2 protein-coding genes and 3 pseudogenes are annotated in these 14,201 nt (G+C 48.6%); 3 read left to right on the forward strand and 2 right to left on the reverse strand.

Annotated features, from left to right (window positions below; translation table 11 throughout):
• Positions 1-89: 89 nt before the first annotated feature.
• Positions 90-8,265: pseudogene (locus LBPC_RS16850) on the reverse strand (SpaA isopeptide-forming pilin-related protein).
• Positions 8,266-8,619: 354 nt separating this feature from the next.
• Between LBPC_RS16850 and LBPC_RS16600 the strand changes: the two are divergent.
• The 3 genes and pseudogenes from LBPC_RS16600 to LBPC_RS12770 all read left to right on the forward strand — a co-directional run.
• Positions 8,620-8,784 (forward strand): annotated as a pseudogene (locus LBPC_RS16600) (peptidase); the annotation flags it as partial.
• Positions 8,785-8,886: 102 nt separating this feature from the next.
• The gene (locus LBPC_RS12765; protein WP_011674639.1) at positions 8,887-9,903 is read left to right on the forward strand and encodes an IS30 family transposase; all 1,017 of its coding nucleotides are present in this window, start codon (positions 8,887-8,889) and stop codon (positions 9,901-9,903) included.
• A 58-nt stretch (positions 9,904-9,961) separates the two neighbouring features.
• A pseudogene (locus tag LBPC_RS12770) lies at positions 9,962-10,339 on the forward strand (peptidase); the annotation flags it as partial.
• Positions 10,340-10,529: 190 nt separating this feature from the next.
• Here the strand turns inward: LBPC_RS12770 and rpoC are convergent.
• Complete coding sequence (gene rpoC / locus LBPC_RS12775) at positions 10,530-14,192, reverse strand: DNA-directed RNA polymerase subunit beta' (protein WP_013246086.1); 3,663 nt, start codon at positions 14,190-14,192, stop codon at positions 10,530-10,532.
• Positions 14,193-14,201 lie beyond the last annotated feature (9 nt).

The following is a 14,201-nucleotide window of genomic DNA, read 5'->3' on the forward strand; positions in this document are numbered from 1 at the left end:
CCGCAAAGCAAGTCTCCGGCTAGAAGACTCACCTCGCGGAACTATTGTAACGTGATGCCGCTCAGTCTCGAACAACTCGTGTCAATTGATTATGATCGCCTGCGCCGCCGCAGGATCACGGTGCTGCCGGCGATGACGAGAATCACGATGCCTAAAAGGACAAGGGTAATCGCATCTCGATCACCAAAGCTGCCGAAGAGTAAGCGGCGTGACGGTTGGTCATGGCGCACATCGTTACCATTATTGCCGCCTTCTGTGCTTGGCAGAACGTGACGTTGGTCGGTAATTGTCATGCGGATTGTGTCACCGCTCTTAATATCAATTGCAACCGGCTTTGCGTAATCTGGATTAATCGTGTATCCAGCCGGTGCTTTGATCTCGGTCAGCCAGTAACGACCCAGTTTCAGGTTATCAAAGGTGATCAGCCCATTGGCGTCAGTCATAAGCTCCTTGCTATAGCCTTTGTCATTTGTCAGTCGGAAAACGGCACCTGCTAAGACTTGATTGCTATCAGCAGCATCCACCTTCTTGATGACCAGTGAATTGATCTGATAGTTGGCAACCTGTGCAGTAACCGGCTGCTGCTTATTCTGGCTTGCTAGCGCGCTCACGGTTTGCGTCAGGTCGGTTTGTTCTACTTTAAAGTCGATCTTATCGGTATTCAGTTCATATTTCGGCAAGGTCTTGGTTTCTTCAAAGTAGTAGTCGCCGATTGGCAAGTTAAACGGCAGGTTGATCTGCCCGACTTCATCCGTGACAAGATCCTTGGCAAGAACATTGCCATTGCTACCATATAAGTCAAAGGTAATGCCGGCCAAATGATTGCCAAAATTACCATCCGTCTTTTGCAGCTGAATGGCGCGTCTAAATTCGGGTTCGATAATCGGATCAAGAGCAACTTTTTGGTCGCCCTTGACGTTCACATCAATCCCCTTGGCCAGTTCATCTGGGATAACGTAGCCGCGTGGTGCCTGCGTTTCAACCAGCAGATACTTACCTTCATAAAGATCATGATCATTGAAGGTCACAATGCCATTCTGGTTGGTGATCGTTGTTGTCCATGCGTGACTGTGATCAACCGTGCCGTCTTCGCGATAACGATACATCGCAAATTGGGCGCCAATCATGGTCATTTTGCCCGGGAAGCGATCATCGGTTGTGGTGTCCGCCTTCTTCGTCACAATGATTTGGCCAGCCTTCTTCTGGTTAGTTGCGGTCAGCTTCAGCTGTGTTTGATCAGTCTTGATGGTGAAATCGACACTACCAGCGGCCAAACTAGCTTCCCATCGTTGCTTCTGGACGCCGCTTGTCGCGTTAGCTTGATCAGCGGCATCCCCTTCATAATGCTCAGGGGCTTGGGTTTCGACTAGGCGATATGAATTGTCCGGTTTCAACCCTTCGATCGCGTATTCGCCATCCTTGAGTGAGGTGTCAAAGCTGCTTGCTGCGCCAAAGGTCAATTGCCCATCAGTGTTGGTCTTCATGTCGGCCTTCAACGTTTTGTTGGTTACGGCATCCACAAGCTTATACGTCGCTCCCGGTAACAGATACTTCTTTTGACTCGCCGGATCATCGGTCTTCTTAACCCGGTTATCGTACTTAGTTAAGGTGACTTGATAAGGATCGTCGGCAATTTGCTTGTCGATGGTGATTGGGGTCGGCGTGATCGCTGAGGATAGCGTGATCGCATGAACCGTCTTGTCCAACCGATACCCAGCCGGTGCCTTCACTTCTGTCAACGAATAGCTGCCTAGCAACAGATCGCCAAAAGAGGCCATCCCATTTTCGTCAGTGGTAATGTCACGACTGTAGCCAGCACTGTTGGTCAATCGGAAAATCGCCCCTGGCAGCACATGAGCTGCGTAATTGTGGTCAACCTTTTGAACATTCAGCGTTTTGACTTGATAGTTGGTGACGTTGACTCGAATCGGTTGTTGCTGATTTTCAGTTGCTAAACTGCTGGCCGTTTGCGTTTGATCAGTCTGCTTGACTTCAAAAGCATGTTTGTCCGTATTTGGCCGATATGGCGGCAAGGTCTTCGTTTCCTGAATATAATAATGACCAACTGGCAGACTAAACGGGACATTGACTAGGCCATTTTTGTCTGTCACCAAATCCTTGGCTAACTCAGTGCCGTCTTCGCGATACAACGCGTACGTAACGCCAGCAATTGGATTACCAAAGTTACCATCGGTCTTCGCCACACTTGCCGTCCGACGGTAAACCGGTTCGGTGATGGTTGGCAGGGTTAAGGTTTGATCGCCAGTGATATCAACGTCAACGCCCTTGGCCAGTTCATCTGGAATGACATAGCCATCAGGTGCTTTGGTTTCAACCAACTGGTACTTGCCTTCATATAAATCTGAATCCTTAAAGGAGACGGTGCCGTCATTGTTAGTGATAGTAGCGTCCCATGACCGGCTGCGATCAACTTTGCCAGCTTCGTCATAACGATAAAGCTTAAATTCAGCGCCAGTCATTGGTTGACGATCAGGGAAGTGATCATCCTTGATGGTTTCAGCTTGTTTCTTAAGATCCAGCTGACCCGGTTTCTTTTGGTTCGTTGCGGTCAACTTCAGCTGAGTTTGGTCAGCCTTGATGGTGAAATCAACACTGCCAGCTGCTAAGCTGTCTTCCCACGCCTGTTTCTGGGTGCCGCTTGTCGCGTTGGCTTGGTCAGCAGCATCCCCTTCATAATGTTCAGGAGCTTCCGTTTCGACCAGTCGATATGAGGTATCCGGCTTCAACCCTTCGATTGCGTATTCGCCATCCTTGAGCGGTGAATCAAAACTGCTTGCCGCGCCAAAGGTCAGTTGGCCATCAGCATTGGTCTTCATGTCGGCCTTTAAGGTCTTGTTGGCCGCCACGTCGACAAGTTTGTATACTGCGTTTGGTAACAGATACTTCTTTTGACTCGCCGGATCATCCTTCTTGACGCGATTATCGTATTTCGTCAGATTAACCTGATAAGGATCGTCAGCAATCTCCTTATTAACCGTAATCGCTGTCGGCGTTTCGGCAGATGACAACGCAATTGGATACACCGTGTTGTCCAGCCGATACCCAGCCGGTGCCTTGATTTCAGTCAGCGAGTAACTGCCCAGCAACAAATCGCCAAATGAAGCAATCCCGTTTTCATCTGTCGTCACGTCGCGGCTGTAACCAGCACTATTCGTCAGCCGGAAGACGGCACCTGGCAACACATGAGTTGCGTACGTGCGATCAACCTTTTTGACATTCAGGGTTTTGACTTGATAATTAGTCACGTTGACTTTAATCGGATGCTCTTTATTCTCGGTTGCCAAATCGCCTGCCGTCTGAGTTTGATCTGTCTGTTTCACTTCAAACGGATGCTTGTCGCTGTTTGGCCGATATGGCGGTAAGCTCTTGGTTTCCTGAATATAGTACTTGCCTGCTGGTAAATTAAATGGCAAGTTGATCTGACCATTGTCATCCGTGACTAAATCCTTGGCGATCTCAGTACCATCATTTTGATACAGTGCGTACGTGATACCTGCAATTGGATTGCCAAAGTTGCCATCGGTTTTAGTGACCTGCAGTGCACGGCGATACAATGGTTCCGTGATGGTCGGGAACTTCAGCGTTTCGTCACCAGTGATATTAACATCGACGCCTTTGGCCAGATCATCGGGGATGACATAACCTTCGGGCGCTTTGGTTTCGACCAACTGGTACTTGCCTTCATACAGATCAGATGAATCAAAGATGAAGGTCCCATCTTGGCTAATGATTGTTGCGTCCCAAGACTTGCTTTGGTCAACCTTGCCGTCATCGCCGTAACGATAAAGCTTAAATTCGGCGCCGATCATTGGCTGGCGATCAGGGAATTTGTCATCAGTGAGCGTTTCTGCCTGCTTCTTGATATCCAGTTGACCAGGTTTCTTCTGGTTATACGCCGTCACTGTAGCGGACGGCGCCTTGTTAGAAATGATCGCCGCCACACTGCCGGCTTTCAGACTATCTTCCCAAACCTGCTTGTCAGGCCCGCTGGTAATCGTTGCCTGATCATGCGCATCCCCGCGATAATGATCTGGGGCTTGCGTTTCAACCAGCTTGTAATTGCCTGGCTTCAAGTCTTCAAGGACGTATTCGCCATCTTTCAAGTCAGGGGTGAACTTGTCGCCAGCATACTGACCTGAAAAGCTGCTAGCCGTTCCGATAGTGATTTTGCCGTCAGCGTTGGTCTTCATGCCCGACTTCAATGTTTTCTGCGTATCGGTATCCACTAAGTCATACGTGGCGCCGGGAAGCAGATAGTGTTTGTTATCTGTTTCTGATTGGCCCTTAGCGCGGTTGTCATACTTCGACAGCGTGATCTGATAAGGCTCGTTTTCAACCGCCTCCGTTTGAATCGCCGTGCCTGTGTCGGAAGTTGCGTTCAGATGAATGGTCTGTGGTGCCAATGGCTTATACCCTGCTGGGGTATCGAGTTCCGTCAACGTATAGTCAATCCCAATTGGCAGTCCTTGGAAGGTTGCCAGTGCCTTATTCGTGGCCGAATCAAGTTTTGTGGTGGCTTCAAATGTATGGGTGCCGTCACTTAAGCGGAACTTAACGCCCGGAATTGGCGTGCCACTGACGCTATCCTTCTTTTCAACCACTAAGTTGGCTAATTGCGTGAGGGTCTCGCCGCTGATACCGGAACCCCAATAAGGCAAGTACCCATTTGCGTTTGCAATTCGCGCATCAGGAGGGACACCATCACTTGGCTTTTGAGTCGTTTGGCTGCCATCCCATTCAACGCTACTCGAATTGTATGCCCATCCTGAGTTCTTGCTACTTGTTGAGTATGCAACGCTCACTTCGTAATTATTGAGCGGACTATTGGCCGTTTGGACGAGATTGCCAAAAGTTCGATTAAAAGTAATTGTAAACTTCTTGCCATCTAGAGAAAGGCTGTAATCCTTCCCTTCTTCAAGCGTATCCGGGTCAGCTATACCAACCTTTAGTGTCACCACAAAACTGGTAGCATTGATTTCTGCTCCAGTACCTCTTGGATCCAAAGTATCCTCAATGACTGGATTCACCATTGGTCGATACTTGTCTTGGATATTGATCAAATTCACTTTCCAATTCAAGACATTTTTTAGTTTAGTATCAGCACTAACAGTTTTGCTGATCGGCGTCCAATAACTTTGTGCCGACTTTGAGGCTGACGGATTGAACGTCGGAATTGCCGTGGTCGGTTCGGTATCTGTCACAGTCGCATTGTTGGCGAAGTTAGGATCGTTATAGTTCCACTGGTTAGCGCGCATCGTCTTGAAAACAACCCAAACACGCCCCGTACCGATATTTGGAAAATCAAAATCCAATTGTTGTGCTAAGTTTGAATTGTTCTTGAGCCACGTATTTGGCGTGTTGGTTGGTAACAGATGTTGCTGTGCTGCATCCTCAGCTTTAAGTGCTGTTGATGACCAGCCACCGGTTCCATAATATGGACTCGTCTTGATTTCTTTCACATCGTTAGAAGAAGCTGGATCACCTGTGTTCGATGGATCAACTCCGTCTGGTCCCGTGACTTCATAGAATTTAATCGAATCAGGAATCAACTCGTAATTAACGCCATCAAACCGCGGCAAAATATCGGTCAGGTGCATGTGGCCATATGGAAGCCCCAATTGGTTAACCAAGACACCCCAATACTGGGTATCGGGCGCATCACTCCAAGAATTCTTCAAGGCTCCGCTAAAGGCCCCTTCTTCTGGTGTTGGTGTACTACTACTATCACCGCTGGCAACGTCATCATCACCTGGTGGCAAGTCAAAGAAGAAAAATGCGCGATTATTTAAAGCCTTTTTCAAAGCGTCTGGGTCGTGACCGACTTGGCCTAGTTTCAACATGTCCAGCTTAGTATGCGTATAAATCACAATTTGCGAATCTGTTTCTGCATACGCCCCTTTGAGCGTGACGACAAAGCCGCGAATGCCTTTTTCCTGACCATTCGCATTAATCGGATTTGTCTTATCCTTGTCGTTATATTGCTTAACTGCAGATTGAACGTCAGCGTCTTGGGTACTCATATCGTAATCAGTCCCCGGCTTCAGCAACGTTCTTGCGCCGTCCGGATTCTGGGCGTAGACAAGAATACCGTCACTAGCGCCGTCGTCAACATTTGCTGAGACATTTTCACCGGAGATGGTGTTGATGTTATCGGCCGTTGGATCGTTGTCCAGCTTATCGACCCCATCCGGGAAAAGGTCGAAGATTTTACCATTCTTCATGTTCCGGAAAACGCGGTTGGCATTGATCCGCCACGTCATTTGACCATTGTAGGCATCAATCTTGCCGCCTACTTTTGTAATCCTGCTTGGCAGCCTAACTGGATAGGTCGCATGATCGTAATGATTCTTCTGATCATTCACAATATTGGTTAAGTTGTCGCCATTTTTCGGTGTGTTCTTCAGTTTCGTCTGATATTGAATCTGGAATGAAGCATTTTCCGGGAGATCGCCGTCGCCAAGATAAGTTAGTGTGAACTCGCCGTCGCCTTTTTCAGTGACCTTAAAGTACTTCGCGATGTCGACTTTGGAAACAATCGGCGTTGCCCACTCATCAAACGTGACTTGAAAGACCTTCAAGGACTTCGTGTCTAAGGTTTGATTGCCATCTGTCTCGATGTTGGGTTGATCATGCTCATCTTTCCCGCTGGTTTGCTTACCAAAGCGATCCGTTAGCGTGGCGCCCGCCTTCATGGTGTCCATGCTGTAATTCCAATTAATTTTCCAGTTAAGTGCTCGGAAGTTATTGGTAATATCGCCAGATTTGGTGATCGCTACACCGGAGTTGCGCATGGTGACACTATCATAGTCATAACCGTCAGACGACTGTGAACCAGTTAAGTAACGATAGCCTTCAACTAAGGCACTGCCCACTTTCCCGGTATCGTCTAAAGATCGGTCAATCGTGGCCGTATAATCTACCTGATACCCAGTTGTTTTTTTAAAGCCGCCTGTCAGATAAATTTTAACCGTTCGTTTGTCATCCGATAAAACAGCATGAAAATCTTGGCCGGCGACTAACGGCTTAAGTTCTTCAGAAAAGCCGCCGAGAATATTGACTGGTGCCGACGAGACCTTGATCTTCGCCAGATCGCTGTCGCTAAAGGTCAGCGATTTTGAGATAATCTGTTCCGCTGCCTCGTGCCGTCAGTGTCAATGCCATGTCAGCGTTCTTTGACCGTTTAGCCGGATCACTGTCCCACTTTGTCGGATCGGTTTTGCTGGTTTCGTTCCCGTTTAAATTAAACTTCGCGGTCCCAGCAATGCCAGTCGGATTCAAGCTTTGTGGTGTCGTCGTAGGCGCATACACCACCACCGGCTTGGCATTCGACCTAAACGTGATTGGAAACTTTGTGTCCTGATCTTTTGTATGGAAAACCAGTGTCTGATTGAGTGAATCATTAGCAGTTAAAGCCTTAAAGCTTGCTGCAATATGCACTAACCAAGAACCATTACTCGTGGCTTTCAAAAGTTTGATCGTCAGCTGTCCTGTGGTTGCGTCAAAATAGTACGAGGCGACATCACCGGAAAAGTTGCCGCCGCCGCTTTCAGGAAAAGCAATCTGATCCTTTGGCAAGGTCGTTGTAAAGGATGCCCCTGCCGGAAACGGGGTGCTCGTTGCCGGTAATGTAAAGGTCATCTCCATCTTCACAGCACTTTGCTGATCGACTTCCGTTCCCAAAGGCTGATCATTGCCGTCCTTCAGCGCCACCTTCGTGAAAATATTGGGCAGCTCAGTATCGGCCTTTGCGTCCGGTGTCGCGCTTTTTTCAGCTTCTGGCGTCTTCGCTTCCGCTGGTTTGGCGGCTGTGCTACTGCTGCTGCCGCTATCAAGTGTGGCTGATGCGCGGCTCTTAAACAGTAGTGTCACATTGCCCGATGCCGTGACACTGAAATTTTTCGTCTGCTCAAGAGCTGTGTAACCGGAAACAGACTGTTTTTCGGTTGCCGTGTAATTTCCGACCGGCAAGTTTGGTACCGTCGCCTGGCCGTCCTTACTAATCTCGCTATTCGCCACTACCTGATGCGATTCATTTTGAATCTCATACTTAGCGCCGTTTAGCGGTGATCCTTGTTCATCTTGGTTCTTGATCGTGAGCGTACCAGTCACTGCCTGTGTCGGATTTTCGGCTGCAAGGGCTAGTGCTGGCGAAATCAGTTGCACAATCATGCCAAGGATCACCGTTAAGTAAATCCCTACTTTAAGCATGAAGTGCCCGGTTTTCTTGACACCTAACTCCCTCATTTTTCTCCTCTTCCTCCTCTTTACAAACCTACTTGGTATCTCCCCCTGAGACCATTAACCTATAATTTATGGATACATTAATTTACGCTCCGCTCAATATCATTGTATAACATTTCTATAAATATTGAAGGGATTATAAAGAATATTCATTAAATATATATGCTTATGTTTATTCTTTTCGCCTAGTGGTGATTTGCTTTTAAATCCTTACACATCAGGTGTTGCAGCCAATTAAAAAATGTACTGTTAGACAGGTTTATTAAATATCGATTTTTTCAGAAGTTGACAGCGTTAACAATAGAGCTTTTTTAGCCCATTATCATCTGCTTTTTACTTGTGCAAGAAGAAAAACAAATGCGAAATCTGCTTCATGAAGAGGTGAATGCTATGCTAATAACCGTACTTTTGCTCATTGTTCTGTACTTAGTTCGCCAGCACAGCTTGGCAACCCGTTGTTTTCACTGTCTGTTAGCCTTCCTCTTTGGATTAAGCATCCATACTTGGTTAACTTTTTTGCTTCCCCAGTTTACAATTCAAGTGCAACACCCTGACGACTAGACCATAAAGGCCATGAAGACCTATTCTTGTTAGTGCTAGCTAAACAAGAAAGCAGGAATCTTCATGACCCACTCTCAGACTAACACCCACAAGCATTACCAACAACTCAGTTTTAGCGACCGTGCTACAATTCAGGCCCTTCAGGCTGCTGGTGACACCGCGACCGTGATTGCACAGAAGCTTCATCGCAGTAAAGCGACAATCTCACGAGAAATCACGCGTGGATCTGTAACTCAGCTCGACTCGAAGCGTCACTCGCATCAAGTCTATCTTGCGGAAACTGCCCAAGCCATGCACGACCGTAAACGCGATAGAACCGGTCACTACGCCTTTCTTAAGACCGGCCGTGCGTTCTTCAAGGCTCTCTCCAGGGAGCTTACTCGTAAGCCGCGCGTACACAGCGTTGATAGCTTCGTACACTTCTATCGCGACCAGGGCAAGGCTTGCCCTTCAACGACAACTGTGTATCGCTACATCGACGCCGGGCTGCTTGAGCTAGACAACATGACACTTCCCAAGAAGCTCCGACGCCGCATCAAAGGCTATAAGAACGCCCACAAGCGCAAGAATAAGAAGATATACGGCGACTCAATCGAGTTGCGTCCTGCGGCCGTGAATGACCGCACAGGCGTGGGACATTGGGAAGGCGACTTGGTCAAGGGTATTCGCTTAGCTGATGAGCCAGCATTAATGACGCTCACAGAACGGTACAGCCGGACTGAGATCATCGTCAAGATTCCTGACTATCATGCGGGCACCTGCCTTAAAGCCTTGCAGGACACGATCGACGACTACGGGGCCAAGGAATTTGAGAGTATCACTTTTGACAATGGTTCCGAGTTTGCCAAGTTATCAGAGATTGTTGGAACCCAGATTTACTTCGCACATCCGTACTCGCCTTGGGAGCGTGGCACAAACGAGAACGCCAATGGACTGCTTAGGGAATTCTTCCCGAAAGGGAAGTCTCTCAGAGCAATTACCCTGGTTGAAATTCAAGCAGTCCAATCCGCACTGAACCATCGTCCCAGACGTATTCTGAACTATCTTCGCCCATGCGATTACTACCGATGCATGGCGTAACAGCCTAGACCACTATCAAGAATTCGTTATCATCGTTGCACTTGACTTGAAAATTGAGGTAACTTTTTTGCTTGCCTCAGGCTTAATCATCTTTAGCGTGGCTGACTGGCATGAGCGAACGGTTCCTTTCTTCAGCTTTACTGGTTGGTGTTTGACTTTGCTGGTTTGTTTTCCCCATGACCTTTTCGGCATGATGCTACTTGCTGTCATGATTGGCGGTTTAGCCGTTGTGTCGCAAGGGCTTGGGAGTGCGGATGTGATGTTAATTGCCTTGCTGGCCTGCGTTTTACGACTCGAGGCAGCGTTAATCGTGACACTGATTGCTTGCGGAACCGCCTGCCTGCATTGGATAGTTGCCCGCCCGCCGAGTTTGCCAATGATCAGTCATTTAGCGGCTGGTTATGCGTGCTTTGCTTTGGTCAATGGCGGACTATAACGCGCTCGCAGTCGCAGAAACCTACACGTAAGGACCTTGAAGCTCAGTGACCACCCCATGTCATTGAGCTTCAAGGCCACTTACGTTCCAGTTTCTAAACGCTCCTACTCGCGCTCACCAAAAAAGCAGCGCAAGCATCTTTTCAGATGTTTACGCCGCTTCTTTTTGGTTTAACTGTCAGTTCACGCGATTACTTTTTGTCCGTATCGCCTTGCTGGCCGTCTTTTGCTTTCATTTGCTTTTCGATGTCTGAAATCGAATAGACACTGTCGGAAACCGTGCCGACACTCTTTGGTTCTTCGTGTCGATACGTTGCCATCCCGGTACCAGCCGGAATGATCTTCCCAATGATGACATTTTCCTTCAAACCGATCAGCGGATCGTTCTTGCCGCGAATCGAGGCATCGGTCAATACCCGTGTCGTTTCCTGGAAGGAAGCGGCAGACAGGAAACTGTTGGTCTCCAAGGAAGCCTTGGTGATCCCCAGTAGAACTGGCCGACCAGTAGCAGGGATACCGCCACTGATAATTGCCTGCGTATTCTTTTCCTTAAAGTCAGCAATATCGAGTAAGGTTCCTGGCAAGATGTTGGTGTCGCCTGGATCCATGACCCGGATCTTGCGCAGCATCTGGCGGACCATCACTTCAACGTGCTTATCGCCGATATCAACACCTTGCATACGGTAAACTTTCTGAACTTCAGAAAGCAGGTAATTTTCGGTGGCCATGACATCGCGCACTTTAATCAATTGCTTAGGATCAATCGAACCACCAGTCAGGCGTTCGCCACGATTAATGTGGTCGCCTTCAGCAACTGCCACACTGGAAGCATATGGCACGCTGTAAGTCCGGGTGTCGGTTTCACCTTTGACCGTGATTTCCCGTGTGTGCTCAGCTGGATTTTCGTCAATCGCCGTAATTTCACCGGTCACTTCCGTAATCACAGCTTCACCTTTAGGGTTACGAGCTTCAAAGATTTCCTGAACACGAGGCAGCCCTTGCGTAATATCTTCGCCACCGGCAACACCGCCAGTATGGAAGTTCCGCATGGTCAGCTGGGTACCAGGTTCACCGATAGATTGCGCAGCAACAGTCCCGACAGCTTCGCCGACTTCAACTTGTTCGCCAGTGGCCATGTTACGACCGTAGCACTTCTGGCAGACCCCATGTTTGGTGTTGCAAGTGAAGACCGAACGGATCGTGACGGATTCAACCCCGGCATCCACGATCATCTGAGCAGTATCTTCGTCCATCAAGGTATTGCGCTTGACGAGCACTTCGCCACTCTTCGGATCCAGCACATCCTTCATGGTGAAACGACCAACCAGTCGATCATACAACGGTTCGATCATTTCATTACCTTCACGGATAGCACTGACAACTAAGCCACGGTCGGTACCGCAGTCCTCTTCACGAACAATGACATCCTGTGCAACATCAACCAGCCGCCGAGTCAGATAACCTGAATCAGCCGTCTTCAGCGCCGTATCGGTCATCCCTTTACGAGCACCGTGAGTTGACATGAACATTTCCATGACGGACAGGCCCTCACGGAAGTTCGAGATAACAGGCACTTCCATCATCCCACCGTTTGGCGCAGCCATCAGACCACGCATGCCGGCAAGCTGTGTAAAGTTAGAAATGTTACCACGAGCACCTGAATCGGACATCATCGAAATTGGGTTGTTCGGGTCAAACGAATCAACCAGCTTCTGCTGAATATCATCTTTGGCATCATTCCAGATCTGGATAACCCGATCATGCCGTTCCTCGTCGGTAATCAACCCACGACGGAACTGCTTGGAAACAGTGGCAACCTTCTTATGGGCAGCTTCGACAATTTCAGGCTTTTCCTTCAAGTTAGTAATGTCCGCGATCCCGACAGTCAAGCCAGAGTTAGTGGACTGCGTATAGCCCAAAGTCTTCATATCATCCAGCAAGTCACTGGTCCGTTGAACTTTATAGACCTTGAAGACTTGCGCAATGATGTCAGACAGGAAGCCTTTCTTGAATGGATCGATTAACGGTGCATCTTCAAGGTAGTCGCTGATGTCTTCACCCTTATCGATGAAATACTTATCCGGCACACCATTGACGATGTTATCCTGCGTCGGTTCATTCAAATATGGGAAGTCTTTCGGCATAATCTCGTTAAAGATCGCCTTACCAACACTGGTGACCATGATCTTTTGTTTCTGATCATCGGTAAACGGCTTGTCCGTAAAGGAATTAGTCGCAATCCCGATGCGGCTGTGCAAGTGGACATAACCGTTTTGCAAGGCCATCAACACTTCGTTGGTGTCCTTAAAGATCATGCCTTCACCTTCGCGGCCTTTTTGTTCCATGGTCAGGTAGTAGTTACCCAGCACAACGTCCTGTGATGGCGTAACGATTGGCTTGCCATCTTTTGGTGCCAAAATATGGTGTGCAGCCAACATCAGCATCCGTGCTTCAGCCATCGCTTCGTCAGATAGCGGTACATGGATCGCCATCTGGTCACCATCAAAGTCAGCGTTATAAGCTTCGCAGACCAGCGGGTGCAACCGGATGGACTTCCCATCAACAAGGACAGGTTCAAATGCCTGAATCCCAAGTCGATGCAAGGTAGGTGCACGGTTCAACAGCACTGGACGTTCCTTGATGACATCTTCAAGCACGTCCCAAACATCATCATCTTGGCGATCAATCTTGCGACGAGCATTCTTGATGTTGCTAGCCATGTCGCGCTTAACCAATTCGCGCATCACAAATGGCTTGAACAGTTCCAATGCCATTTCACGTGGTACACCGCATTGATAGAACTTCAGCCATGGGCCGACATCAATAACGGAACGGCCGGAGTAATCGACACGCTTACCAAGCAAGTTCTGACGGAACCGGCCTTGCTTCCCTTTCAGCATGTGTGATAGGGACTTGAGCGGGCGATTACCTGGCCCCGTAACCGGACGGCCACGACGACCATTATCAATCAAAGCATCAACCGCTTCCTGCAGCATCCGCTTTTCGTTTTGAACAATGATACTTGGCGCATTGAGATCAAGCAGGCGCTTCAACCGATTATTTCGGTTGATAACCCGTCGATACAAGTCGTTCAGATCGGAAGTGGCAAAACGGCCACCTTCAAGTTGAACCATTGGCCGCAGATCCGGTGGGATAACTGGGATCGTGTCCATGACCATCCAAGCTGGATCATTACCGGATTCCTTGAAGGCATCCAGAATATCCAACCGGCGAATCGCACGAGTCCGCTTTTGGCCTTGGGCTGACTTCAAGTCTTCCTTTAATTCGGCAACTTCTTTATCAAGCTCAACATCCTGCAACAATTCCTTGATGGCTTCAGCACCCATCTTGGCATTGAAGGTTTGACCGTATTCTTCGCGTTTTTCACGATATTCACGTTCGGTCAGGAGCTGCTTTTTCTCCATCGGCGTATCGCCAGGATCGATCACAACGTAGGATGCAAAATAAATGATCTCTTCGAGTGACCGCGGTGACATGTCCAGTACCAGACCCATCCGACTTGGGATGCCCTTGAAGTACCAGATGTGGGTAACCGGTGCGGCTAGTTCGATATGACCCATCCGCTCACGGCGAACCTTGGAACGAGTAACTTCAACACCGCAGCGATCACAAACGATTCCCTTATAACGAATCCGCTTGTACTTGCCACAGGCACATTCCCAGTCCTTGGTCGGTCCGAAGATGCGTTCATCGAACAAGCCGTCCCGCTCAGGTTTTAACGTCCGGTAGTTGATGGTCTCAGGTTTTTTAACTTCCCCATAGGACCAGCTACGGATTTTATCTGGCGAGGCTAAGCCGATTTGCATACTTTCAAACTTATTGACATCAATCAAAGGGCTAAC

The sequence above is a fragment of the Lacticaseibacillus paracasei subsp. paracasei genome (assembly GCF_000829035.1).
Lineage (GTDB): Bacteria > Bacillota > Bacilli > Lactobacillales > Lactobacillaceae > Lacticaseibacillus > Lacticaseibacillus paracasei.